This is a genomic window from Caballeronia grimmiae (genome assembly GCF_000698555.1).
Lineage (GTDB): Bacteria > Pseudomonadota > Gammaproteobacteria > Burkholderiales > Burkholderiaceae > Caballeronia > Caballeronia grimmiae.
Genome location: NZ_JFHE01000004.1, coordinates 147,577 through 171,119, shown reverse-complemented (window position 1 = coordinate 171,119; position 23,543 = coordinate 147,577). Strand labels below are relative to the sequence as shown.

General features: G+C 63.5%; 23 protein-coding genes. 8 read left to right on the top strand and 15 right to left on the bottom strand.

What is annotated here, in order from left to right:
* Nucleotides 1-5 precede the first annotated feature (5 nt).
* Together BG57_RS06795 and BG57_RS06790 are read right to left on the bottom strand one after the other, a co-directional pair.
* Nucleotides 6-1,403, bottom strand: a complete 1,398-nt coding sequence (locus tag BG57_RS06795) for an aminopeptidase P N-terminal domain-containing protein (RefSeq protein WP_035961919.1) — start codon at nt 1,401-1,403, stop codon at nt 6-8.
* An 82-nt stretch (nt 1,404-1,485) separates the two neighbouring features.
* On the bottom strand, nt 1,486-2,787 hold the full coding sequence (locus BG57_RS06790) for a THUMP domain-containing class I SAM-dependent RNA methyltransferase (protein ID WP_035961673.1): 1,302 nt from the start codon (nt 2,785-2,787) through the stop codon (nt 1,486-1,488).
* Between the two features lie 317 nt (nt 2,788-3,104).
* Between BG57_RS06790 and BG57_RS06785 the strand changes: the two genes are divergently transcribed.
* Nucleotides 3,105-3,746, top strand: a complete 642-nt coding sequence (locus BG57_RS06785; RefSeq protein WP_152562536.1) for a hypothetical protein — start codon at nt 3,105-3,107, stop codon at nt 3,744-3,746.
* A gap of 44 nt (nt 3,747-3,790) precedes the next feature.
* On the opposite strand, the gene BG57_RS06780 is transcribed toward BG57_RS06785, so the two are convergent.
* Genes BG57_RS06780 through BG57_RS06770 form a run of 3 tightly spaced genes read right to left on the bottom strand, consistent with a single transcriptional unit; the run spans nt 3,791 to nt 6,714 of the window.
* Nucleotides 3,791-5,233, bottom strand: coding sequence for an NAD(P)(+) transhydrogenase (Re/Si-specific) subunit beta (locus tag BG57_RS06780; protein ID WP_035961671.1), 1,443 nt, complete (start codon nt 5,231-5,233; stop codon nt 3,791-3,793).
* Nucleotides 5,234-5,554 (bottom strand): NAD(P) transhydrogenase subunit alpha part 2, encoded by a 321-nt coding sequence (locus BG57_RS06775; protein WP_035961918.1) that lies wholly within the window; start codon nt 5,552-5,554, stop codon nt 5,234-5,236.
* 14 nt (nt 5,555-5,568) lie between these two features.
* Nucleotides 5,569-6,714 (bottom strand): Re/Si-specific NAD(P)(+) transhydrogenase subunit alpha, encoded by a 1,146-nt coding sequence (locus BG57_RS06770; RefSeq protein ID WP_035961669.1) that lies wholly within the window; start codon nt 6,712-6,714, stop codon nt 5,569-5,571.
* A gap of 203 nt (nt 6,715-6,917) precedes the next feature.
* Here BG57_RS06770 and BG57_RS06765 point away from each other — a divergent pair, with 203 nt between their 5' ends.
* The 4 genes from BG57_RS06765 (at nt 6,918) to BG57_RS06750 (ending at nt 10,515) form a co-directional block, all read left to right on the top strand.
* Nucleotides 6,918-7,400, top strand: a complete 483-nt coding sequence (locus tag BG57_RS06765; RefSeq protein ID WP_035961917.1) for an NUDIX hydrolase — start codon at nt 6,918-6,920, stop codon at nt 7,398-7,400.
* Between the two features lie 30 nt (nt 7,401-7,430).
* Entirely contained in the window at nt 7,431-8,570 is a 1,140-nt protein-coding gene (gene mnmA / locus BG57_RS06760; protein ID WP_035961667.1) for a tRNA 2-thiouridine(34) synthase MnmA, read from the top strand.
* 125 nt (nt 8,571-8,695) lie between these two features.
* Nucleotides 8,696-9,253 carry a TetR/AcrR family transcriptional regulator gene (locus BG57_RS06755; protein ID WP_035961665.1) on the top strand — a complete coding sequence of 186 codons (558 nt, stop codon included), beginning with the start codon at nt 8,696-8,698 and terminating at the stop codon, nt 9,251-9,253.
* 236 nt (nt 9,254-9,489) lie between these two features.
* On the top strand, nt 9,490-10,515 hold the full coding sequence (locus BG57_RS06750; RefSeq protein ID WP_035961664.1) for an alpha/beta hydrolase: 1,026 nt from the start codon (nt 9,490-9,492) through the stop codon (nt 10,513-10,515).
* Nucleotides 10,516-10,554: 39 nt separating this feature from the next.
* Here BG57_RS06750 and BG57_RS06745 read toward each other — a convergent pair whose 3' ends face one another.
* The 5 genes from BG57_RS06745 to BG57_RS06725 all read right to left on the bottom strand — a co-directional run bounded on the left by BG57_RS06745 (nt 10,555) and on the right by BG57_RS06725 (nt 15,148).
* Nucleotides 10,555-11,166, bottom strand: a complete 612-nt coding sequence (locus tag BG57_RS06745; protein WP_174447196.1) for a glutathione S-transferase N-terminal domain-containing protein — start codon at nt 11,164-11,166, stop codon at nt 10,555-10,557.
* A gap of 299 nt (nt 11,167-11,465) precedes the next feature.
* A complete protein-coding gene (locus tag BG57_RS06740) occupies nt 11,466-12,149 on the bottom strand; it encodes a PqiC family protein (RefSeq protein WP_035961662.1) in 684 nt (227 codons plus the stop codon).
* The gene (locus tag BG57_RS06735; RefSeq protein ID WP_035961658.1) at nt 12,146-13,807 is read right to left on the bottom strand and encodes a PqiB family protein; all 1,662 of its coding nucleotides are present in this window, start codon (nt 13,805-13,807) and stop codon (nt 12,146-12,148) included. The genes BG57_RS06740 and BG57_RS06735 overlap by 4 nt, the downstream gene beginning before the upstream one ends.
* Entirely contained in the window at nt 13,800-14,489 is a 690-nt protein-coding gene (locus BG57_RS06730) for a paraquat-inducible protein A (RefSeq protein WP_370888566.1), read from the bottom strand. Before BG57_RS06730 ends, BG57_RS06735 begins: the two co-directional genes overlap by 8 nt.
* Nucleotides 14,486-15,148: a paraquat-inducible protein A gene (locus BG57_RS06725; RefSeq protein WP_035961654.1), complete on the bottom strand. Its 663-nt coding sequence runs from the start codon at nt 15,146-15,148 to the stop codon at nt 14,486-14,488. Before BG57_RS06725 ends, BG57_RS06730 begins: the two co-directional genes overlap by 4 nt.
* Before the next feature lie 410 nt (nt 15,149-15,558).
* On the opposite strand from BG57_RS06725, the gene BG57_RS06720 reads away from it, so the two are divergent.
* The 3 genes from BG57_RS06720 (at nt 15,559) to BG57_RS06710 (ending at nt 17,433) form a co-directional block, all read left to right on the top strand.
* Nucleotides 15,559-16,128 carry a cytochrome b gene (locus BG57_RS06720; RefSeq protein ID WP_035961649.1) on the top strand — a complete coding sequence of 190 codons (570 nt, stop codon included), beginning with the start codon at nt 15,559-15,561 and terminating at the stop codon, nt 16,126-16,128.
* A gap of 113 nt (nt 16,129-16,241) precedes the next feature.
* The gene (locus BG57_RS06715) at nt 16,242-16,805 is read left to right on the top strand and encodes a YceI family protein (RefSeq protein ID WP_035961647.1); all 564 of its coding nucleotides are present in this window, start codon (nt 16,242-16,244) and stop codon (nt 16,803-16,805) included.
* 64 nt (nt 16,806-16,869) lie between these two features.
* A complete protein-coding gene (locus tag BG57_RS06710; RefSeq protein ID WP_371875839.1) occupies nt 16,870-17,433 on the top strand; it encodes a YceI family protein in 564 nt (187 codons plus the stop codon).
* 74 nt (nt 17,434-17,507) lie between these two features.
* Here the strand turns inward: BG57_RS06710 and secF are convergent, their stop codons facing one another.
* The 5 genes from secF to queA form a co-directional block, all read right to left on the bottom strand.
* The gene (gene secF, locus BG57_RS06705) at nt 17,508-18,458 is read right to left on the bottom strand and encodes a protein translocase subunit SecF (protein ID WP_035961633.1); all 951 of its coding nucleotides are present in this window, start codon (nt 18,456-18,458) and stop codon (nt 17,508-17,510) included.
* A gap of 18 nt (nt 18,459-18,476) precedes the next feature.
* Entirely contained in the window at nt 18,477-20,546 is a 2,070-nt protein-coding gene (gene secD, locus BG57_RS06700) for a protein translocase subunit SecD (protein WP_035961629.1), read from the bottom strand.
* Nucleotides 20,547-20,676: 130 nt separating this feature from the next.
* A complete protein-coding gene (gene yajC, locus BG57_RS06695) occupies nt 20,677-21,006 on the bottom strand; it encodes a preprotein translocase subunit YajC (protein ID WP_035961628.1) in 330 nt (109 codons plus the stop codon).
* 206 nt (nt 21,007-21,212) lie between these two features.
* Nucleotides 21,213-22,373, bottom strand: a complete 1,161-nt coding sequence (gene tgt, locus BG57_RS06690; protein WP_035961623.1) for a tRNA guanosine(34) transglycosylase Tgt — start codon at nt 22,371-22,373, stop codon at nt 21,213-21,215.
* A gap of 47 nt (nt 22,374-22,420) precedes the next feature.
* Nucleotides 22,421-23,467, bottom strand: a complete 1,047-nt coding sequence (gene queA, locus BG57_RS06685; RefSeq protein WP_035961622.1) for a tRNA preQ1(34) S-adenosylmethionine ribosyltransferase-isomerase QueA — start codon at nt 23,465-23,467, stop codon at nt 22,421-22,423.
* Nucleotides 23,468-23,543 lie beyond the last annotated feature (76 nt).

Sequence of the window (23,543 nt, the reverse complement as noted above, 5' to 3'; positions counted from 1 at the left end):
GGTCTTCAATTGCCGTTGGATTCGCGCATCAGCGCTTCGATTTCGTCCGCCGCGACCGGCACTTCGCGCGTCAGCAGTTCGCAGCCGCCGGGCGTGACGAGCGCGTCGTCCTCGATGCGGATGCCCGTGTTCCAGTAGCGCTCGGGTACGTCCTCGGCGGCGCGCACGTACAGCCCCGGTTCGACGGTCAGCACGTTGCCCGCCGCGAGCGTGCGCCAGGGCCGCGCGCCTTGCTCGTCGCGGGGGCCATCGGCGTCGCGGTATTCGCCCGCGTCGTGCACGTCCATGCCGATCCAGTGCCCCGTGCGATGCATGTAAAAGCGCATGTAGGCGCGCTCCGCGATCACGTCGTCGACGCTGCCGAACTTCGTCTTGTCGACGATGCCGGTATCGAGCAAGCCTTGCGACAGCACTTTCACGGCGGCCTGATGCGGCGCGTCGAAGCTCACGCCGGCGCGCGTGGCGTCGATTGCGGCGGCCTGCGCGGCGAGCACGATGTCGTACAGCTCGCGCTGCGCGGGCGAGAAGCGGCCGTTCGCCGGAAAGGTGCGCGTGATGTCGGACGCGTAGCCGTCCAGTTCGCACGCGGCGTCGATGAGGATGAGGTCGCCGTCGCGTGCGATCGCGTTGCCCGCCGGATAGTGGAGCACGCACGCGTTCGCGCCCGCCGCGACGATCGAGCCGTACGCGGGCGCTTGTGCGCCGTGGCGGCGAAACGCGTAGAGCAGCTCGGCTTCGATTTCATATTCACGCATGCCGGGGCGGCAGGCGCGCATTGCACGGCGATGCGCCTCCGCCGAGATCGACCCGGCGCGCCGCATGATCGCGATTTCATGCGCGTCCTTCACGAGCCGCATTTCGTCGATGAGCGGCAGCACATGCTGCGCTCTCGCCGGCGCGCGGACGCCGCTGCGGCCTTGCGCGCGCACGGCGGCGAGCCAGTTGCGCACTTGCGCATCCAGTTCCTCGGACGTGCCGAGCGCGTAAAAGAGCGCGGGCTTGTCGGCGATCAGGCGCGCCATCTGTTCATCGAGCGCGGCGATGGGGAATGCGGCATCGAGACCGAATGCATCGCGCGCGGCCTCCGGACCGTAGCGAAAGCCTTCCCACGTTTCGCGCTCGGCGTTCTTCTCGCGGCAGAAAAGTATCGACGCGGGTTCGCCGTTCTGCGCGCTCGCATCGATCACGAGCGTCGCTTCGGGTTCGGTGAAACCGGTCAGGTAATAGAAGTAGCTGTCGTGACGGAAGGGGAAGTCCGTGTCCCGATTGCGCATGACTTCGGGCGCAGTCGCGATGATGGCGACGCCGCCGCCTTCAGCGCGCAACGCCGCGAGCAGGCGTTCGCGGCGGCCACGGTAGATATCGACGGCGATCGGGCTGGCGTGTTCGGTCATTGAGTTCATGCGCCCGATTGTAGCGCCGGGCCCGAAGCCGCGCGACCAGGCCATTCGGCCTAGTGGTGCAACTCCGGATGATGTTGCATGCTCACTCTTCCGGGCGGTTACGCACGCTTCCCGCGATCAGGTCGAAGCGGAACAGCCGGCATTCGAGCGCGCCGTTGAAGAGCGGCGTTTTCGTCGATTCGCGCAGCCGCAGCAGCCCTGGCAGCTTGCGGTCGGACGTCAGCACGTACGCGCGCCAGCCCGGGAAGCGTTGCTTGAGCGCGTTGCCGAACGAGATGAAGAATTCGGTATCGGCGGGATCGGGTTGGGCGCGGGCGAAGGCGTCGTCGTCCTCGCGACGCGAACGGGGCGTGTCGCGGACTTCGCCACGCGGCCCGCGTCCACGCACTTCGATACGCTCTCCGTACGGCGGATTCGCGATGAGGATGCCGGGCTCGTCGGTCGGCGGCGTCATGTTGCGGGCGTCGACCTGCTTGAGCGATACGTCGGCGACGCCCGCGCGGCTCAGATTCGCGCGAGCCTTTTCGAGCATGTCGCCGGAAATGTCGCTGCCGAAGATGCCGAGCTGTGCCTGCGATGCGCGCGTCGCGCGGCGTGCTTCTGTCGCGGCGGTCTTGAGCTTTTGCCACATGCCCGGATGGAACGGCTTCAGCTTCTCGAAGCCGAAGCGCCGGTCGCTGCCCGGTGCGATGTTGAGCGCGGTTTGCGCGGCTTCGGCTAGGAACGTGCCGCTGCCGCACATCGGATCGAAGAGGGGCGTGCCGGGCGTCCAGCCGGTGAGGCGCAGGATGCCCGCCGCGAGGTTTTCGCGCAGTGGCGCCGCGCCCTTGTCGAGCCGCCAGCCGCGCTTGAAGAGCGGTTCGCCGGAGGTGTCGAGATAGAGCGTGCATTCGTTCATTGTGAGGAACACGAACACGCGCACGTCGGGTTGCGCGGTGTCGATGCTCGGGCGAGCGCCGCTGATGTCGCGCAGGCGGTCGCAGACGGCGTCCTTCACGCGCAGCGTCGTGAATTCGAGGCTCTTGAGCGGCGATTTGATCGCGGTGAGATCGACGCGCATCGTCTGGCTGGGCGTGAACCATTGCTCCCAGCGCTGCCGATGCGTGAGATCGTAGATGTCGTTCTCATTGCGATACGGGCCGTGCGCGATCTTCAGCAACACGCGGCTCGCGATACGCGAATGCAGGTTCGCCGCCATGCCTGCAACCCAGCCGCCCCGGAAATGCACGCCGCCGGGCACTTGCGCGCCCACGTTCAGCGGACCGCCGCCCGAAAGCGGCGCGCTGCTGACATGGCGTTCCCCGATCTCGGCAAGCTCGGCGGCGAGCGGCGCTTCGAGACCGCGCGGGCAGGGGACAAACCAGTCGAAAAGAGGGGAAGACATGTGGGAATTCTGCGGGGTTCAAAGGCGGTATTGTACGCGGGGCCGCTCGCCGGAGTTGGGGACGCCGAAGTTCGCGACTCGTGAATCGACGTCATATCGATACGGTGCAAAGCGTCGCCCTTTCGCGTGCCCTAATGTGCCGCGCGACGGAGTAACCGAAGTTTCAGAAATAACGCCTTGCGGCGGCGCTCCTTGAGTCGTTATGTTGCAAAGAGAACTTGCTGAAGTTCACTGATTAAAACGTCATTATTGGAGAAGCCTGATTCACGCATTCGAACGTCACAGACGTACTCACGGTACTGAGCAAGATGAGACCAATGGACACATCAGCCCTCGATACGTCCTTCGAAATCACGTGCCGAAAAGTCACTAATCAATTGTTGTTTGCAAGCAGCGTCGCGTTCCTGATCTTAGTGATGTTCGTGATCTACATGCGGTTCACCGGACCGTTGACCGGACCGACTAGATGCGCGGGGCTTACCTTTGCACTAATTTGCCAAGTGCTTGCAGCATTGGCGATGCTTTCTTACGTGTGGTCGGCTATTCCGACGCTTTGGAACTTTCAACGCTACGGCGCACGCCGGCTTAACGCGGAATTCGAACACGACTCGCAAAACGCGATGCAATTGACGTCTTTCGATCGCTCGCATCTTGAAGGAGCGGACAGGTATGTCCAGTCGTTTATCGATCGCCAACGAACCTTCGTGGAAGCATTCGTTGGGCCGATGACGAATGTTGCCTTATTTTCGCTTGTCGGGTTGGCGGTCAGCGTCTACAAGGAGTTCACCAGCGACCACCCCTTGCCGTTCAATAACTACGTACAGTATGGGATGGCGTTCCTCGGCGGCATCGCATTTGGGGCGGTGCTGTTGAATCGCGTGTTGAGGCGTTACTCGTATCTGCGGGACGTGCTTGCGCTTGCATTGAGCAACAAAGGCAGTTTCGATATGAACGTCTGACCTGCGACGTGTCGCGCGCTAACGCGCGACACGTTGGTAGCGCCTCATTTCACCGCCTTCATCATCTCCTCGACAACCTTCTTCGCATCCCCAAACACCATCATCGTCTTGTCCATATAGAACAATTCGTTATCGAGCCCGGCGTAGCCCGCCGCCATCGACCGCTTGTTCACGATGATCGTTCTCGCCTTGTACGCCTCCAGAATCGGCATCCCGGCAATCGGCGACTTCGGGTCCGTCTTCGCCGCAGGATTCACGACATCGTTCGCGCCGAGCACGAGCACGACATCCGTCTGCCCGAACTCGCTGTTGATGTCCTCCATCTCCTGCACCATCTCGTAAGGCACTTCCGCTTCCGCGAGCAGCACGTTCATATGCCCGGGCATCCGCCCGGCGACAGGATGAATCGCATACCGGACATCGATGCCCTTCTCGACGAGCTTGTCCGTCAGTTCCTTCAGCGCATGCTGCGCGCGCGCCACCGCCAGCCCATACCCCGGCACGATCACCACGCTTTCTGCATTGCCGAGCATGAACGCGGCGTCATCGGCGGAACCGGATTTCACCGGCCGTTGTTCCTGCGCGCCGCCCACCGCGGCACTGCCCGCTTCGCCGCCAAAGCCGCCTAGGATCACGTTGAAGAACGAGCGGTTCATCGCGCGGCACATGATGTACGACAGAATCGCGCCCGACGAGCCGACCAGCGATCCCGCGATGATCAGCATCGGATTGTTCAGCGAGAAGCCGATGCCCGCCGCCGCCCAGCCGGAGTACGAATTGAGCATCGACACGACCACCGGCATATCCGCGCCGCCGATCGGAATGATGATCAGCACGCCCAGCGCGAACGCTATCAGCGTCATGATGACGAACGGCAACCACGCCTGCGTCACCATGAAGATGATGCCGAAGCCGATCATCGCGACCGCGAGCAGCAGGTTGATCAGATGCTGCCCCGAGTACACCACCGGCGCGCCCTGAAACAGCCGGAACTTGTACTTGCCCGACAGCTTGCCGAACGCGATGACCGAGCCTGAAAACGTGATCGCGCCGACGAACGTGCCGATGAACAACTCGACGCGATTGCCATACGGGATCGGCTCGCCGGGCGCGGCCAGCCCGAACGCGGAAGGCTCCGACACCACCCCATACGCAATGCAGACCGCCGCGAGACCGATCAGCGAGTGCATCGCCGCGACGAGTTCGGGCATCTTCGTCATCTCGACTTTCGCCGCGATATACGCGCCCGCGCCGCCGCCGATGATCAGCGCCGCGAACAGCAACGACAGCCCGAGCGCGAGATTCGCTTCGAGAAAGGCCGCCTGTTTGATGATCAGCGCAAGCGTCGTGACGATGGCGATCGCCATCCCCGCCATGCCGAATGTATTGCCGATGCGCGCGGTCTTCGGATTCGACAGGCCCTTGAGCGCCTGAATGAAGCAGACCGACGCGACCAGATACAGGAGAGTGACGACGTTCAGGCTCATTTACGCGCCCTCCTTGCTGACGAGCTTCTTCGGCTCCTTCTTCTTGAACATCTCCAGCATTCGCCGTGTGACGAGGAAGCCGCCGAACACGTTCACCGCCGCCAGCAGCACCGCGAGCGTGCCGAAGAACTTGCCCGCGCCGCCGACCGTCAGCCCGACGGCAAGCATCGCGCCGACGATGACGATCGCGGAGATCGCGTTGGTCACGGCCATCAGCGGCGTATGCAGCGCCGGCGTGACGTTCCAGACCACGTGATAGCCGACGTAGATCGCCAGCACGAAGATGATCAGGTTGATCACCGTGTGATTGATGACATCCATGTTCGTCTCCGTGTTCAGGCAGTGGCGCGCGCGGGCTGTCCGTCGCGGCACTGAAGCGTGGCCGCGACGATGTCGTCCGCGAGGTCGATGTTGAGCGTGCCTTCCTTCGTGAGGATCAGCTTCAGGAAGTCGAGCAGGTTTCGCGCGTAGAGCGCGGAGGCATCGGCGGCGACCATCGACGCGAGATTCGTATGGCCGACGATATGCACGCCGTACTTCATCACCACTTCGTCGACTTCCGTGAGCGGGCAGTTGCCGCCCTTTCGGCCTTCGAACTCGGGGCCGCGTCCGGCGGCGAGATCGACGATCACCGAGCCGGGTTTCATGTGCTTGACCGTTTCGACCGACAGCAGCGTCGGCGCGGGGCGGCCAGGAATCAGCGCCGTCGAAATGACGATGTCCGCCGCCTTCGCACGTTCATGCACCTGCGCCGATTGCCGCGCGAGCCAGCTTGGCGGCATCGGCCGCGCATAACCGCCGACGCCTTCCGCCGCTTCGCGTTCCTCGGCGGTTTCGAAGGGCACGTCGACGAACTTCGCGCCCAGCGATTCGATCTGCTCCTTCACGGCGGGCCGCACATCCGACGCTTCGACGACCGCGCCCAGGCGCTTCGCGGTGGCGATCGCCTGCAAGCCCGCGACGCCCGCGCCGAGCACCAGCACGCGCGCCGCTTTCACGGTGCCGGCGGCGGTCATCAGCATCGGCATGAAGCGCTGATAGTAGTGGCACGCGATCAGCACCGCCTTGTATCCGGCGATATTCGCCTGCGACGACAGCACGTCGAGACTTTGCGCGCGCGTCGTGCGCGGCGCGGCTTCGAGCGCGAACGCCGTGACGCCCGCCGTGGCGAGCCGCGCGGTGTTTTCGGTGTTGAAGGGATCGAGCATGCCGATCAGCACGGCGCCCGGCGTGAGCAAGCCCAGTTCGGCTTCGGCCGGCGATTGAACCTTTAGAACGATTTCGGCGGAAAAGGCGGTGGCGGCATCGACGATATCCGCGCCGGCGGAGGCGAACGCGTCATCGATATAGCTGGCTCGCACGCCCGCGCCGCTCTGCACCGAAATCCGATGCCCTTGCGCGACGAGTTTTTTCACCGTCTCCGGCGTGGCGGCGACGCGCGCCTCGTTCGCCCGCGTTTCAGCAGGCACTCCGATGTGCATTTTCGAATCCTCCGGTCTTGTTTTATCTTCCCGCGCCCTGGGGCCCGGCGGCGGAAAGATCGAGGCTGAGTTTTGTTTCAAATGCTGGATCGACGGCTAGTGCCACTGTAACCGAAGAATGCGCGCCAAAAATGCGATCCGGCACCGCGCTAACCCTTAGGCCGCGCGCGCGTGTTCGGGGCCGGGACGGTAAAATGTCGGCCATGAAATCAGATACTTGGGCTCCACATGTCACGGTTGCGGCCATCGTCGAGCGGGACGGGCGCTTTCTCGTCATCGAGGAACATACATCCGCAGGCCTGCGAATCAACCAACCGGCCGGTCACCTCGAAGCCGGCGAAACGCTCGTCGAAGCGGTGATCCGCGAGACGCTCGAGGAAACGGCGCATCGCTTCGAGTCCGAGGCGCTCGTCGGCGCGTATATGACGCACTTTGCGCGGCCGGGGCGCGATGTCACGTATCTGCGATTCACGTTTTGCGGAAAGTCCGCGGGCGAAGTGGCCGGCAGGGCGCTGGACAAAGGCATCGTCCGCGCGATGTGGCTCACGCCCGACGAACTGCGCGCGACCGTTGCGCAGCATCGGACGCCGCTCGTCATGCAGTGCGTCGACGATTACTTGTCCGGGCGGCGCGTGCCGCTCGATTTCATCCATACGCATTCGGTCGCGCCGGTCGTGCGCGCCTGACCCGCTCGCGCGGAACAAAGCGGTATTTCTATGAGCAAGCAAAGAGTGGTGGTGGGCATGTCGGGCGGCGTGGATTCGTCGGTCACGGCATGGCTCCTGAAAGAGCAGGGCTACGACGTCGTCGGCCTGTTCATGAAGAACTGGGAAGACGACGACGACAGCGAATACTGCTCGACGCGCCAGGACTGGATCGACGTGGTGTCGGTCGCGGATCTGATCGGCATCGACGTGGAAGCGGTGAACTTCGCCGCCGAGTACAAGGACCGCGTGTTCGCCGAATTCCTGCGCGAGTACTCCGCGGGCCGCACGCCGAATCCGGACGTGCTGTGCAACGCCGAGATCAAGTTCAAGGCGTTTCTCGATCACGCGATGTCGCTCGGCGCGGAAACCATCGCGACCGGCCATTACGCACGCGTGCGCGAACACGACGGCCTCTTCCAGTTGATGAAGGCCACCGATGCGACGAAAGACCAGTCGTACTTTCTGCATCGGCTGAACCAGCAGCAGCTTTCGAAGACGCTGTTTCCGCTCGGCGAAATCCCGAAGACGAAGGTTCGCGAGATCGCCGCGCAAATCGGCCTGCCGAACGCGAAGAAGAAGGACTCGACCGGGATCTGCTTCATCGGCGAGCGGCCGTTCCGTGAGTTTCTGAATCGATACTTGCCGACGAAACCCGGGCCGATGAAGACGGCGGAAGGGAAGGTCGTCGGGGAGCATATCGGGCTCGCGTTCTACACGTTAGGGCAGCGCAAGGGCATTGGCATTGGCGGCGCGAAGGACGGCAGCGGCGAGCCGTGGTTCGTCGCCGGCAAGGACATGGCGACCAACACGCTCTACGTCGTGCAGGGCCACGATCATCCGTGGCTGCTGTCGCATACGCTCGTCGCCGGCAATACGAGCTGGGTCGCGGGCTTTGCACCCGGCGACGGCGCGGCCTGCGGAGCGAAGACGCGGTATCGGCAGCAGGATGCGGCGTGCCGCTTTTCCGCTTTATCCGCCGATGACGCCCGCTTCGAGCTGCGCTTCGACGAGGCGCAATGGGCGGTCACGCCGGGTCAGTCGGCCGTGCTGTATCAGGGCGATGTCTGCCTGGGCGGCGGGATCATCGAGCGCGCGGCCGCGGGCGTCGCTCAGGGCGCGTCCGCACCGGCCGTCACGACCGCAGTCTGAAGGATCGCCCCGGCATCACCGCCGGGGCTGGCTATCGATTCGATAAAAAGTTATTTGATACAAGTGCTTGACTGTCTACCTATTAGTAGATAAATTTCACCCATCGAGAGCAGGGGAAAGAAGTCATGGACAAGAACACGGTACGCGAGTCACTGCTGGACCACGCGCAGACCATCATGATGACGCGCGGCTACAACGGCTTCAGTTATCGCGACTTGTCCGAACTGGTCGGCGTGAAGACGTCGAGCATCCATTACTACTTTCCGACCAAGGAAGATCTCGCGCTGGAAGCGGTGAACGCGTATAGCGCCGACTTCATGTCGTCGATTTACGCGATCGACAGTTCCGCTCCCGCCGAGAAGAAGCTCGATCGCTACACGCGGCTGTTCGGGCGAATCATCGGCGACGGCAAGCAGATTTGTCTCTGCGGCATGCTCGCGTCGGATATGGAGTCGCTGCCCGAAAGCGTTCGCCATGCAGTGCAGGCGTTTTTCAAGGCCAACGAGAACTGGCTCGCGAAGGTGCTTGCGGAAGGCGATGCGCAGGGCACGCTGAACGCACGCGGCAAGCCGGAAGCAACGGCCCGGGCGTTGTATGCAGCGTTCCAGGGAAGTTTGCTCGCCTGTCGCCTGTTCCAGACGCGCGCGCGGCTGGACGAAGTGGCCGATACCGTGCGCCGGTAGATAAGCCTGTGGATAACTCTGTGCAAAAGCAGGTATAAGCGTCGGACATTCTATCTTTGGATAGATAGATTTTGGCGAGGCGTCAGTGGCGGGTGAAGCAATGCCGGCTGTCGCCCGCGCGACGCAGTCGCAATCAGAAACGTCATGTTTGCTCGTAAAAGCAGCATGTTAGTCTGAAGAGTCGTCTATCTAGTAGTAGATCCAAGTCACTCGAATCTCAACCACCGGAGTCACTCATGAAAAAGCTCAAGACCGCCATCATCGCCAGCGCAGTTGCAACCGCCGTATTCGCTCACGCCGCAGCCGATGCCGCGCCTGTCCTCGAACCGGCGACACAGCAGTTCATCGATGCCCTTGCAGCCAGCAACGCCCCGCCGATCTACACGCTGTCGCCCGCCGATGCGCGCAACGTGCTGGCCGGCGCTCAGTCGCAGCCGGTGAAGAAACAGGCGGCGGCCATCGAAGACCGCGTCATCCAGGCCGGGCCGACCGGCAAGATCGCGCTGCGCATCGTGCGGCCGGAGCATGCGAAGGGCGCATTGCCGGTCATCATGTACTTCCACGGCGGCGGCTGGGTGCTCGGCGACAAGAACACGCACGATCGCCTCGTGCGCGAGATCGCGAACGGCGCGCAGGCGGAGGTCGTGTTCGTCGACTATGACCGCTCGCCGGAAACGAAATACCCGGTGCCGATCGAGCAGGCGTACGCCGCGACCCGCTACGTGGCGGAACACGCGCGCGAGTTCAACGTGGATGCGTCGCGTATGGCGGTGGCGGGCGACAGCGTCGGCGGCAACATGGCGGCGGCCGTCACGCTGCTCGCGAAGGAACGCGGCGGCCCGGCCTTGCGTGCGCAGGTGTTGTTCTATCCGGTGACCGACGCCCGCTTCGACGACGGCTCCTACAACGAGTTCGCCAACGGCCCGTGGCTGACTCGCGAGGCGATGAAGTGGTTCTGGGACGCCTACGCGCCGGACGCGGCGGATCGCGAGAAGATCACCGCGTCGCCGCTGCGCGCGACGATCGACGAATTGAAGGGCTTGCCGCCGGCCCTCGTGATCACCGATGAAAACGACGTCCTGCGCGATGAAGGCGAGGCCTACGCCCGCAAGCTGACACAGGCCGGCGTGCCGGTGACATCGACGCGATACAACGGCACGATCCACGATTTCGTGATGCTGAATGCCCTCGCGCAGACTCCGGCGACGCGAGCGGCCATCGCGCAAGCCAGCGCAACGCTGAAGGCCGCGCTCAGCAAGTAAGGATGCAAGCCGCTCCCGCCCGCGGCGGGAGCGCGCTCATCAGGCGGGCGCGGTATCGACGAACGACTGTCTCTGCGCGAGGCGCACGTAGAACTTGTCGAGCGCCGGATGCGCTTCGCGCCAGTTCAGATCGGGCATGCGAAAGTCGAGGTAGGCGAGCGTGCAGCCGCACGCAATATCCGCCAGCGTAAAGCGGTTGGCCGCGCACCACTGCTTGGAGCCGAGGCCCTGCGCCATCGCGCGCAGGCCGTCGTCGATCTTGTGACGCTGCCGCGCGATCCACGCTTGGCTGCGATGCGCCTCCTCGCGCAGCACGCCTTCGAGACGGATCAGCACGGCGGCGTCGAGCATGCCGTCCGCGAGCGCCTCCCAGCAGCGCACTTCGGTGCGCTCGCGCCGCTCTTGCGGCAGCAGCTTGCCGACGGGCGTCAGCGTGTCCACGAATTCGCAGATGACGCGCGAATCGAACACCGCTTCGCCGTCGTCCAGAATGAGACACGGGACTTTGCCGAGCGGATTGAAGTCGTGGATTGTCGAATCGGATGCCCAGACGTCTTCGAGCACCAGTTCGCAGTCGATCTTCTTTTCCGCCATCACGATCCGCACCTTGCGGACGAATGGACTCGTGTGCGAACCGATCAGTTTCATCATTTATTCTTCGCGTTTTGTTTCGGATACAGCCGACCGACGATCTTAACCGCGCATATGCGAGCAAATGGCAATTTCGAGATGGAGCGGGCGGGGGGTGTCGTCTGGCGACAACATCGCGCCGTTCCCTGCACAAGAAGCATAGGAAACCGATGTTTCGCTGACGAAGGCAAGCAGTCCAGAGCACGCTTGCATGGTCCAGACCTGCGTAGTGCGCACGACCGTTGTGGAGGATGACGAAAAGCCGGCGTCGGGCACGAAGCCCGCGTCAGAGCCGGCTGAACCCGCCGCGCGCCGGCGACTTACTGCGCGCTGGCAGTAGTAGCGCCGCCCGATGGCGGGCACGGCAGAATCGCCGGAGCGGTTTGCTTCGAGGACGACGACCCGGACGACCCCGCCGGCGCCGATCCGAGGCTTCGCACGCCCGCCGAAATGGCCGAAGCGATGTCGTTCACCGCCTTGCGATGCCCGTCGACGAGCGCATCGTAGCCATCGCCGACGCGCTCTTCGGCGATCGTCCGGCACGTCATCACCGTTTGCGACGCGCCGCCGCGCACGCTCCAGACCGCGTCGATGACCGCCTGCGATCCCGGCCACGATTCGAACCGCTGCACCTTCACCTTCACGCGATACACCCGCGCCGAATCCGGATACGGCGTGCCATAAACGTCGATCGCGTTCAACTGCTGGGCGAGATCGCCGGACAGCACGCGCCGCACTTCGTCGGCGGGAAGCGAGGCCCAGCGCTCCTGTTCGAGCACGCTCACTTGCGCGGGGCTGGACTGCACGACGAGCTGATTGCGCGCCACCTGCTGCGGCACGTCTACAGGCGCAAGCTCGAAATAGAACGACGCCGGCGCCGACGATACCGCGACCGGCGCGACCGCCGTGCCGCCGAGCGTATAGAACCGGCTCGACGGCGAGGACGAACATGCCGCGAGCACGCCCGCCGCGCCCAAAGTCAACAACAACGCGCCGATTCTCATGGCTTGTCTCCCGGTTTGCCGCGCAGCAACGATTCCGGATGACGCTCCAGATAATCGGCGAGCGAATTGAGCGATTGAAGCGTCCGCGTGAGTTCCTGCATCGCCTGATGCACGTCGGACTGAAGCGGCGAATCCTGCTGAAGTGCCGACTGCGCCTCGCCGAAGGTCTTCTTCGCCTGCGTGAGCGTATCGCGCACTTCCGGCACGACTTCTTTGCCGAGCTGATCGAAGAGCGCATTGGCGTTCTTCAGCGAGCCGTTCAGGTTCTTGCCGATCTCGTCGAACGGAATCTTGTCGAGCTTGCGCGCGATGTCTGCGATCTGCAGCTGCAGTTCGTCGAGCGTGTTGGGCACCGTCGGCAGTTCGAGCGGATCGTTGCTTGCGCTCACCTTCGCGGGCGGCGCCTTCGGGAAGAAGTCGAGCGCCACGTAAAGCTGGCTCGTCAGCAAATTGCCGGTGCGCAACTGTCCCCGCAGGCCGCGCTTCACGAGCAGTTCGAGCATGTCGTGGCTCGCCGCCGTGCCTTGCTCGGGCAACGCAGCCCGCGCGCGCCTGCCGAGGCGATCGGGGTAGAGGTCGATCGTCACCGGCATCATGAACGAATGCGACTGCTGGTCGTATCGCACGCCGATGCCCGTCACCTGGCCCAGCACGATGCCGCGGAAATCGACCGGCGCGCCCACCGACAAGCCGCGCAGCGACTGGTTGAAGTTCATCACGACACGCACGGGATCGCCGTCCGGGTCCCTCATCGCGTCGGCCTGATCGGAGGCGAGGCGGAACGTGGCGTTCTCCTTCGCCTGCGGGCCGGCTTCCTGGTTCGGCGGCGTCTGGAACGCAATGCCGCCGAGCACGACCGTGGCGAGCGACTGCGTATTGAGCGTGAAGCCGCTCGAATCGAGCCGCAAATCGACGCCGCTTGCATGCCACCAGCGCGAGTTGCCGCCGACGTATTGATCGTAAGGCGCGTTGACGAAGACTTGCATCGTCACGCCGGTGCCGTCCTTGTCGAGCGAAAACGCCGTCACCTGGCCGACCTGCACGCGCCGGTAATAGACCGGCGAGCCGATATCGAGCGATCCGAGCGATTCGCCGTGCAGCGTGAACGTGTGGCCCTTCTGGTCGCCGGTGACGGCGGGCGGCGTTTCGAGACCGACGAAGTAGGTCTGGTCCTCGGTCGACTTGCCGGCATCGACGCCGATGTAGGAACCGGACAGCAGCGTCGACAGCCCGGTCACGCCGCTCGCCGCGACGCGCGGGCGCACCACCCAGAAGCGCGTGTCCTTCACGGCGAAATCGGTGGCTTCCTTGGTGAGCTGAACGTCGACGAGCACCCGCGAATGATCCTTCGACAGCGTGATGGTCTTCACCGTGCCGACGTCCACGTCTTTGTACTTGACCTTGGTCTTGCCAGGCTCCAGTCCTTCGGCGCTGACGAAGCTGATCGTGACCGTCGGGCCGCGGCTCGATACCGTCTTGACGACGAGAAACACGCCGATCAGCGCCGCGACGATCGGGATCACCCACACGAGCGACGGCAGCCACCGGCTGCGCGGCTCGATTACCGGTTCAGGAAGATTCGGCGGCAGTCCGCCGCCGCTGCCTCGTTCGGGCGTGTCGTTCGATTTCGGCCCGTCCGGACCTTGGCCACTAGTCATATTTCTTTCCTGACGGTTCTATGTTGTCCCATATCAGACGGGGATCGAACTGCATGGAGGCGAGCATCGTCAACACGACGACCGACGCGAACGCGAGCGCCGCCGGTCCCGCCGTGATCACCGCCACCGACTTGAAGCGAACCAGTGCGACGGTGAGCGTGACTACGAAGATATCGAGCATCGACCAGCGGCCGATGCCTTCCACTACGCGATACAGCGTGGTGCGCTGGCGCGGACGCCATACGGAGCGCCGCTGCACGGTGACGAGCAGAAACCCGAGCGAGAGCAGCTTCAGCATCGGCACCAGAATGCTGGCGACGAAGATGACGATGGCAAGCGGATAGTCGCCGTCGTTCCAGAACAGCGCGACGCCGCTCATGATGGTGTCGTCCTCGGCGCCGAGGATCGACGACGTATGCAGCATCGGAAAAACGTTCGCGGGAATATAAAGGATCGCGGCGCTGATGAGTAGCGCCCATGTTCGCGCAATGCTGTCCGGATTGCGCCGGTGCACGACGGCGTCGCAGCGCGTGCATCGCTGCTTTTCGATCGTGCGGGCGAGCGGCTGCACGAGCCCGCACGAATGACACGAGACGAGCTGCGCGCGCGATGCCGTCGTATAGAGCGTGGGTGTCGGTGTTTCCGGTTCGTCGATGGCTGCGTCGAGCGATTTGTCGTTCACGTCTTGTGCCTCACGGATGGCGCGAGCGGCTTGCGCGCACGCCGCGCCGGCAATTTACTCGCGATATCCCACAGCGAGCGCGGATCGAAGCTCACGACGACCGCGACCATCAGCGTCAGTGCGCCGAAAGCGAAAAGCGCGGCTTCAGGAATCACGCGCGCGACGCTCAGCATCTTCACGAGCGTGACGAGCACGCCGAGCATGAACACTTCGATCATTCCCCACGGGCGCACGAACTGAATTGCGCGCAACGTGAGATGAAAGCCCGGCGGCACGTAACCCGCGCGCACGGGTATCAGCACGTAGAGCAGGGCGACCAGCTCGCATAGCGGGAAGAGGATCGTCGCGCAAAAGACCAGCACGGCGACGACCTGCATCTGTTCGTTCCACAGCGCGACGATTGCGCCGATAAGCGTCGTCTGCGACGTGATGCCGTTCGCATCGAGTTCGACGATGGGAAACGCCTGTGCGATGACGAACGTGATGAGCGCGGCGAGCGTCGTCGCGCAGATGCGGTCGAGATTGCGCGCGACGCCGCGATAGAGCACCGCGCCGCAACGCGGACAGTTCGCCGAACTGTGCTCGGGAAGCGCGCGCTTCGTGAAGAGCGCGTCGCATTCGTGACACGCGATCAGTGGTTCCGATTCGTTCACGTTCATAGTTCGAGGGCGAGCCTTCTCATGCGTATTCCATGCGTGTTTCGTATGCGCCGCGAGACGGGCCCGGAGCCGGACGAGCAAGTACCGAGCCAGCGGGCGATGGTAGCAGGATGGTAACAAACCGGCTTTTGCCGCGGCATGAACGGAATAAGACGGGCCGCTGCATCGTTCTGTTGTGTTCGCGGCGCGACCACGATGGACCGTTGCACAGGCAGAATAGTTCGTTGCATAAAAGGCGTGCATCGCGGCGAATCGCCCGGAAAGCCGCGCCGGGCCTGGCTTTGCCTGCTTGCGGCAGCCATTTATGCGCATACTGGCAATTCACGGACGTTGCGGTAGCATGGCGGCGCGTGCATCGGACACATCCCGAAAGCATGCGCGATTCGAACATTCCCAGGACATCACGCACCATGGAAAGCAGTGTTGGCATCACGCCGGCGGCGCCCGCCGAACGATACAGCCCTACGGCGATCGGCCTGCATTGGCTCATCGCGTTGCTGATTATCGGCGGCTTTTATCTCGGCTGGATCATGACCGATATCCCCGGCTTCACGCCGACGAAGCTCAAGTACTACTCGTGGCACAAGTGGATCGGCGTGACCGTGTTCGTGCTCGCGGCTTTGCGGCTCGCGTGGCGCGTCACGCATCGCGCGCCGGCGCTGCCGCCGGGCACGCCGCGCTGGCAGCAAGGCGCGGCGCACGTCACGCACATGCTGCTCTACGTGCTGATGCTGGTGATTCCCGCGTCAGGCTATCTGTACAGCTCGGCTGCGGGCCTGCAGGTGGTGTATCTCGGCGTGCTGCCGCTGCCGACGATCATCGGCCCCGACAAGGCGCTGAAGGCGACGCTGCGCATCGTGCACGTCGCGCTGAACTACGGCCTGCTGGTGCTCGTCGCCATGCACGTGCTCGCCGCGCTCAAGCATCACTTCGTCGATCGCGACGGCTTGCTCGGGCGCATGCTGCCTTTCGTCAAGTAAGCGTTGTCGATTGTTTCCTCGCAGTTGGCAGGACGTTTCCGGCCGGCTGTTGGAAACGGCATGCTTTTGATTTCCAATACCCGCTGTTCGTCAGAACCGTTCAGAAGGCACACATGAAAGTGAAACTCAATCGTTGGATGGCGGCCGCCGTGGCCGTGACGTCGCTTGCAGTGGCAGCGGCGGCAGCGGCGCAAGTGGATATGGCGAAGAGTTCGGTCGTCGCCACGTCGAAGCAGATGAACGTGCCCACCGACGGCAAGTTCAACAAGTTCAACGCGCAGATTGCCTTCGATCCGGCGAAGCCGACCGCGGGCAGCGCGAACATCACCATCGACACGGGCAGCTACGACCTCGGCGACGACGAGTACAACAAGCAGGTGCGCGGCAAGGAATGGTTCGATGCGGCCGCGTATCCCACGGCGACGTTCGTTTCCAGCGCGATCGCGCCGGCGGGCGGCAACCAGTACAAGGTGACGGGCAAGATCACGATCAAGGGCAAGTCCCAGACGGTCACGGTGCCGGTCACGATCACGCAGCAAGGCGCCACCGAAACGTTCGACGGCTCCTTGCCGATCAAGCGCAGCCAGTTCGACATCGGCACCGGCGAATGGAAGGACACGTCCGTCGTCGCGGACGAGGTCGTCATCAAGTTTCACATCGTCGCCGCCAAGAAGTAAGCGGCGGATATTTCACGCGAATTCAACGCACATTCTGTAGGAGAACAACTTGAAGAAGATTTCGATGATCGCAGCGGGCGCGCTCGCCGCTGGCCTGTCCTTTAACGCGATGGCTGCCGATACGTATCAGCTCGACCCGAACCACACGTATCCGAGCTTCGAGGCGGATCACTTCGGCGGCGTGTCGACGTGGCGCGGCAAGTTCAACAAGAGCAGCGGCACGGTAGTGCTCGACCGCGCGGAAAAGACCGGCACGGCGGAAGTGACGATCGATCTGGCGTCCATCAACACCGGCAATGCGAAGCTCGACGAACATCTGCAGAAGGCCGAGTTCTTCGACACCGCCAAGTATCCGACGGCGGTCTACAAGGGCACGTCGATCCGCTTCGACGGCGACAAGCCGGTTGAAGTCATCGGCTCGCTGACGATGCACGGCGTCACGAAGCCGCTGAATCTGAAGATCGAGAGCTTCAAGTGCTTCGTGAACCCGATGGTGAAGAAGGAAGTCTGCGGCACGGAAGCCACGGCGACCTTCGATCGCGGCGACTTCGGCATCGACTATGGCAAGTCGTACGGTTTCAGCCTGAAGACGGTGCTGCACATTCAGGCGGAAGGCATCAAGCAGTAACTCCCGCTGCAAACAAAAAAGCGGCCGGTCTGTGAGGACCGGCCGCTTTTTTCATGCATAGCGAACGCGTGGGATCAGACCTGCGCCCCTGCGTTCGGATCGTTCGGATCGAACTTGTCTTTCTTGTCCTTGACGAGATCCTCACGCTTCACGCCGAACCACATCGCGAGCGCAGCGGCCACGAACACCGACGAATAGATACCGAAGAGAATACCGACCGTCAGCGCCAGCGCGAAGTAATGCAGGGTCGGGCCGCCGAACAGGAACATCGACAGCACCATCATTTCCGTACAGCCGTGGGTGATGATGGTTCGCGACATGGTGCTCGTGATCGCGTGGTTGATGACTTCGGTCACCGTCATCTTGCGCTGCTTGCGGAACGTCTCGCGAATCCGGTCGAAGATAACCACCGACTCGTTCACCGAATAACCGAGCACCGCGAGAACCGCCGCCAGCACCGAGAGCGAGAACTCCCACTGGAAGTAGGCGAAGAAGCCGAGAATGATCACCACGTCGTGCAGATTCGCGATGATGCCCGCGACCGCGTACTTCCACTCGAAGCGGAACGACAAGTAAATCACGATGCCGATCACCACGCACGCGAGCGCGGCCAGGCCGTTGGTGACGAGTTCCTTGCCGACCTGCGGACCGACGAACTCCACGCGCTGCAAGCTCACTTGCGGGTCGTTGGCCTTCAGCGCGCCCATGACCTGTTCGCTCTGCTGCGCGGACGTCAGCCCTTGCTTGAGCGGCAGGCGGATCAGCACGTCGCGCGAGGTGCCGAAATTCTGCACTTGCGCGTCGGCATAACCGAGCTTGGCCATCGTGGCGCGCACGGGTTCGAGCGACACGGCTTGCGGATACTGCACCTCGACCACGGTCCCGCCGGTGAACTCCACCGACAGATGCAGCCCGCGATGCACGAGAAAGAACACGGCCGCGAGGAACGTGATGAGCGAGATTGCGTTGAAGATCAACGCGCGCTGCATCAGCGGCAAGTCACGGCGAATGCGGAAAAATTCCATGTTTCGTTACTCCGGGGCTCAGTGGGACGAGCCCGGTTTCTGTTGGTCGATGCCCGGGCCCGAACGGCGGCGCACGGTCGGCTTGCCGGAGCGCGCGGGCGTCGCCGGGACCGCGGCGCGCGGCGCGGCCGCGGCGGTCTTCTTCTTGCCCGTGGCCGTCGTGATGACCTCGTCGACAGGGGAATCGTCACCGCGCTGCGCCGCCAGATAAGCGGCTGCCGCAGCGTCGCCATCCGTGCCGTCCGGACGCCACACCTGACCGATCGCCAGCGACTTCAGCTTCTTCTTGCCGCCGTACCACAGGTTCACGAGACCGCGCGAGAAGAACACGGCCGAGAACATCGACGTCAGAATGCCGATACAGTGCACCACCGCGAAGCCGCGCACCGGACCTGAGCCGAACGCAAGCAGCGCGAGACCGGCGATCAGCGTGGTCACGTTCGAGTCGAGAATGGTCGCCCAGGCGTGCTTGAAGCCTTCCTGGATCGCGGTCTGCGGCGGCGCGCCGTTGCGCAGTTCTTCGCGGATACGTTCGTTGATCAGCACGTTGGCGTCGATCGCCATACCGAGCGCGAGCGCGATAGCGGCGATGCCCGGCAGCGTCAGCGTGGCCTGCAGCATCGAGAGAATCGCGACGAGCAGCAGCAGGTTCACCGACAGCGAGAGCATCGAGATCAGGCCAAACAGCATGTAGTACACGATCATGAAGACGGCGATCGCGGCGAAACCGTAGGTGACCGAATCGAAGCCCTTCTTGATGTTGTCGGCGCCGAGGCTCGGGCCGACCGTGCGTTCCTCGATGATGTCCATCGGCGCGGCGAGCGAACCGGCGCGCAACAGCAGCGCGAGGTCGGTCGCGGCTTGCGCGGTCGGCTGGCCGGTGATCTGGAAGCGGTCGCCCAGTTCGGACTGGATGTTCGCCACCGTCAGCACTTCGCCCTTGCCCTTTTCGAACAGCACCATCGCCATCGGCTTGCCGATGTTCTCGCGCGACACGCTCGCAATGGCGCGTCCGCCCGCCGAGTCGAGGCGGATGTTGACCGACGGACGCTGATGGTCGTCGAAGCCCGTCGACGCGTCGATGATGCGATCGCCGGTGAAGATCACCTGCTTGCGCAGCAGCACGCGGCGGTCGCCCTGCTTGAAGGCTTCGTCGCCGGGCGGCACCGGATCGTTCGGGCCGATGTACGTGTTGACCGGGTCCGCGAGACGCGCTTCGAGCGTCGCCGTGCGGCCGATGATGTCCTTCGCCTTCGCCGTGTCCTGCACGCCCGGCAGCTCGACCACGATGCGGTCCGCGCCCTGTTGCTGGATCACCGGCTCCGCGACGCCCAGTTCGTTCACGCGGTTATGCAGCGTCGTGATGTTCTGCTTGAGCGCGCCATCCTCGACGGCCCGCTGCGTCGCGGCCGAGAACGTGCCGACCACCTGGAAGCCGTCGCCGCCCTGGCGCGTCGTCCATTGCAGTTCGGAAACGCCCGTCGTGAGCAGGGTGCGCGCGTTTTCCGCCACGGCCTGATCGGAGAAGTTCACCACCACCGATTGCCCCACGCGGTTCACGCCGCCGTCGCGGATATTGCGGTCACGCAAGTAAGTGCGGGCGTCGGCTGCGTCGGAGTCGAGCTTCTTGTTCAGCGCGCCGGCCATGTCCACTTGCAGCAGGAAGTGCACGCCGCCGCGCAGGTCGAGACCGAGGTACATCGGCAGCGCGTGCAGCGCCGTCAGCCAGCGCGGCGAAGCGCTTTGCAGGTTCAGCGCGACGATGTACTGCGGATCGGCCGGGTCGCTGTTCAGCGTTTTCGTGAGCAGGTCCTTGACGCGCAGTTGCGTGTCGGTGTCCTTCAGGCGCACGCGGATGTTCGCGTTGGCCTGTGAATTGTCGAACGTGATTTCGTCCGCGGTGATCTTGCTGGCCGCGAGCGCGCCTTCGACATTGGCGAGCGTCGACGAATCGAGCTTGACCGTTGCCTTGCCGCTCGACACCTGCACCGCGGGCGCTTCGCCGAAGAAGTTGGGGAGCGTGTACACGAGGCCGATGACGAGCGCCACCAGCATCACGACATACTTCCAGAGGGGATAACGATTCATGGGGATGGCCGAACGGAAAGTTGGCTTCGGAGGAGAGGGCGTCCGGCGTTATGCGCAACGAGCCGGCTAAGTTGACTCGTCGACTCGGATGGCTCGGAGCGAGGCCGCGCCGGACGCGAAAATACTGGCCTTACAGCGACTTGATCGTGCCCTTCGGAAGAATGGTCGTGACCGACGCCTTCTGCACGGTGATTTCCGTGCCCTCGGCGATTTCGAGGCCCACATACGCGTCCGACACCTTCGTGACCTTGCCGACGATGCCGCCGTTCGTCACCACTTCATCGCCCTTGGCCATGGCCGCGAGCATGTTGCGATGTTCCTTCTGACGCTTCATCTGCGGACGGATCATGATGAAGTACAGCACCGCGAACATCAGGATCAGCGGCAGGAAGCTCATCAGGCTCGATTCAGCGCTGCCCGCGGTTGCGCCTTGTGCAAAGGCATTGGAAATGAACGACACGTTGGTCTCTCCGTTATACGTCGAAAATACGTTCAAAAACTGGGTCAGAAATTAGCCCGGTATTCTACCACTCGCCCTTGCCGCGAAAGTCCCCGGAATGCGCTTTGGCATCAAGCCGTTACGGCATCCGCACGGCGTTTTCGCGGTAATGGAAAGCTAATTGTAATGCGTAGCGGCATCCTGACGGCGAATTGCCGGTCGCCCGCTTAATCGACGCCCCGTGCGCGGTTTTCCGCGAACGTTTTGCGGAACGCCTCGAAAGTGTGTTTTTCGATCGATTCGCGCACTTCGCCGATCAACTGCAGGTAGTAATGCAGGTTGTGGATGGTGTTCAGTTGCGCGCCGAGAATTTCGCCGACGCGATGCAGATGATGCAGATACGCCCGCGTGAAGTTCTGGCAGGTGTAGCAGCCGCAGCTTTCGTCGAGCGGCTTCATCGAATTCCTGTGCGTCGCGTTCTTGATCTTCAGGTCGCCGAAGCGCGTGAAGAGCCAGCCGTTGCGCGCGTTGCGCGTCGGCATCACGCAGTCGAACATGTCGACGCCCGCCGCCACGCCCGCCACGAGATCCTCCGGCGTGCCGACGCCCATCAGGTAGTGCGGCTTGTCCGCAGGCAGCTTCGGGCCGATGTGGTTCAGCACGCGCATCATGTCTTCCTTCGGCTCGCCGACCGACAGCCCGCCGATGGCGAATCCGTGGAAAGGGATGTCCGACAGCCCCGCCAGCGATTCGTCGCGCAGGTCTTCGAACATGCCGCCCTGCACGATGCCGAAGAGCGCGTTCGGGTTGTCGAGCCGCGTGAATTCGTCGATGGAACGCTTCGCCCAGCGCATAGACATGCGCATCGAATCGGCGGCGTCCTGATGCGAGGTCGGCACGCCGTTGGTCGAATAGGGCGTGCATTCGTCGAACTGCATGACGATGTCGGAGTTCAGCACCTTCTGAATCTGCATCGACACTTCGGGCGACAGGAACAGCCGGTCGCCATTGATCGGCGACGCGAACGTGACGCCTTCTTCGGTGATCTTGCGCAGATCGCCGAGCGAAAAGACCTGGAAGCCGCCGGAATCGGTGAGGATCGGGCGGTCCCATCCCATGAAGCGATGCAGCCCGCCGTGCGCGCCGATGGTCTGGAGACCGGGCCGGAGCCACAAATGGAACGTGTTGCCGAGGATGATCTGCGCGCGAATTTCTTCGAGTTCGCGCGGCTGGATCGCCTTGACCGTGCCGTACGTGCCGACCGGCATGAAGATCGGCGTTTCGATGACGCCGTGGTTGAGCGTGAGACGGCCGCGGCGCGCCTGGCCATCGGTCGTGAGCAGTTCGAACTTGAGCCCGTTATCGGGCGGGGTGTGATTCTCGGTCATTGAGGTTCCTGCCACCGGAGAACAGTCCGGCGCAAAGTTGATGAAGGTCAGGCGGAGCGCGTGAGCAGCATCGCGTCGCCGTAACTGAAGAAACGGTATCGCTGTTCGATCGCGTGGCGGTAAGCGTCGCGGATCGTGTCCATGCCGGCGAAAGCGGAGACGAGCATCATCAGCGTCGACTTCGGCAGATGGAAGTTGGTCACGAGCCGGTCGACGACGCGGAATTCGTAACCCGGCGTGATGAAGATGTCGGTTTCGGCGCTCGTCGCGGATAGCGGGCGGCCGGCTGCGGCGGCGTCGCGGGCGGCGGCTTCGAGCGCGCGCATCGACGTCGTGCCGACGGCGATCACCCGATTGCCGCGCGCCTTGACCGCCGCGATGCGGTCGACGAGCGTCTGCGGCAGCGCATACCATTCGCTGTGCATCTTGTGCTCCGTGACGTTCTCGACGCGCACCGGCTGGAACGTGCCCGCGCCGACGTGCAGCGTGAGCGTCGCGCGCTCGACGCCGCGCGCATCGAGCCGGGCGAAGAGGGCGTCGTCGAAATGCAGGCCCGCCGTCGGCGCGGCCACGGCGCCGGGATTGGCCGCATATACCGTCTGGTAACGCGTTTCGTCGTAGGCGTCGGCGTCGTGTTCGATGTAAGGCGGCAGCGGCAAGCGCCCGTATTGCTCGATGAGCGTCAGGCAATCGGCGGGGAAATGCAGCGTGTAGAACGGTTCGACACGCTCGCCGACCGTCACGTCGAAGGCATCGGCGAGCCGGATGGTGCTGCCCGCCGCCGGGCTCTTGCTCGCGCGGATTTGCGCGAGCGCGGTCGTCGCGCCGGTCAGACGCTCCACCAGCACTTCCACGCGCCCGCCACTGGCCTTCTGGCCGAAGAAGCGCGCCTTGAGGACTTTGGTATCGTTGAACACGAGCAGATCGCCGGGCTCGACGAGATCGGGCAGTTCGGAGAAGCGCCGGTCGGTGAGCGTGGCCGGCGTACTGCGGTTGTCGACTTCGAGCAGACGGCTCGCGCTGCGCTCGGCAAGGGCGCTCTGCGCGATCAGCTCGGGCGGCAGATTAAAATCGAAATCGGAAAGCGTGAACATGGCTTGAAGTCGCACGAACGATGGCGCAAACACGCAGATCCGCGCCGAACAAACCTCACATTGTACTTGCGAAGAG

What these genes read in the sequence shown, in the direction of transcription:
- BG57_RS06795 (WP_035961919.1), bottom strand. Translation starts at nt 1,403, where the DNA reads ATGAACTCAATGACCGAACACGCCAGCCCGATCGCCGTCGATATCTAC.
- BG57_RS06790 (WP_035961673.1), bottom strand. Translation starts at nt 2,787, where the DNA reads ATGTCTTCCCCTCTTTTCGACTGGTTTGTCCCCTGCCCGCGCGGTCTC.
- BG57_RS06785 (WP_152562536.1), top strand. Translation starts at nt 3,105, where the DNA reads ATGGACACATCAGCCCTCGATACGTCCTTCGAAATCACGTGCCGAAAA.
- BG57_RS06780 (WP_035961671.1), bottom strand. Translation starts at nt 5,233, where the DNA reads ATGAGCCTGAACGTCGTCACTCTCCTGTATCTGGTCGCGTCGGTCTGC.
- BG57_RS06775 (WP_035961918.1), bottom strand. Translation starts at nt 5,554, where the DNA reads ATGGATGTCATCAATCACACGGTGATCAACCTGATCATCTTCGTGCTG.
- BG57_RS06770 (WP_035961669.1), bottom strand. Translation starts at nt 6,714, where the DNA reads ATGCACATCGGAGTGCCTGCTGAAACGCGGGCGAACGAGGCGCGCGTC.
- BG57_RS06765 (WP_035961917.1), top strand. Translation starts at nt 6,918, where the DNA reads ATGAAATCAGATACTTGGGCTCCACATGTCACGGTTGCGGCCATCGTC.
- mnmA (WP_035961667.1), top strand. Translation starts at nt 7,431, where the DNA reads ATGAGCAAGCAAAGAGTGGTGGTGGGCATGTCGGGCGGCGTGGATTCG.
- BG57_RS06755 (WP_035961665.1), top strand. Translation starts at nt 8,696, where the DNA reads ATGGACAAGAACACGGTACGCGAGTCACTGCTGGACCACGCGCAGACC.
- BG57_RS06750 (WP_035961664.1), top strand. Translation starts at nt 9,490, where the DNA reads ATGAAAAAGCTCAAGACCGCCATCATCGCCAGCGCAGTTGCAACCGCC.
- BG57_RS06745 (WP_174447196.1), bottom strand. Translation starts at nt 11,166, where the DNA reads ATGATGAAACTGATCGGTTCGCACACGAGTCCATTCGTCCGCAAGGTG.
- BG57_RS06740 (WP_035961662.1), bottom strand. Translation starts at nt 12,149, where the DNA reads ATGAGAATCGGCGCGTTGTTGTTGACTTTGGGCGCGGCGGGCGTGCTC.
- BG57_RS06735 (WP_035961658.1), bottom strand. Translation starts at nt 13,807, where the DNA reads ATGACTAGTGGCCAAGGTCCGGACGGGCCGAAATCGAACGACACGCCC.
- BG57_RS06725 (WP_035961654.1), bottom strand. Translation starts at nt 15,148, where the DNA reads ATGAACGTGAACGAATCGGAACCACTGATCGCGTGTCACGAATGCGAC.
- BG57_RS06720 (WP_035961649.1), top strand. Translation starts at nt 15,559, where the DNA reads ATGGAAAGCAGTGTTGGCATCACGCCGGCGGCGCCCGCCGAACGATAC.
- BG57_RS06715 (WP_035961647.1), top strand. Translation starts at nt 16,242, where the DNA reads ATGAAAGTGAAACTCAATCGTTGGATGGCGGCCGCCGTGGCCGTGACG.
- BG57_RS06710 (WP_371875839.1), top strand. Translation starts at nt 16,870, where the DNA reads ATGATCGCAGCGGGCGCGCTCGCCGCTGGCCTGTCCTTTAACGCGATG.
- secF (WP_035961633.1), bottom strand. Translation starts at nt 18,458, where the DNA reads ATGGAATTTTTCCGCATTCGCCGTGACTTGCCGCTGATGCAGCGCGCG.
- secD (WP_035961629.1), bottom strand. Translation starts at nt 20,546, where the DNA reads ATGAATCGTTATCCCCTCTGGAAGTATGTCGTGATGCTGGTGGCGCTC.
- tgt (WP_035961623.1), bottom strand. Translation starts at nt 22,373, where the DNA reads ATGACCGAGAATCACACCCCGCCCGATAACGGGCTCAAGTTCGAACTG.
- queA (WP_035961622.1), bottom strand. Translation starts at nt 23,467, where the DNA reads ATGTTCACGCTTTCCGATTTCGATTTTAATCTGCCGCCCGAGCTGATC.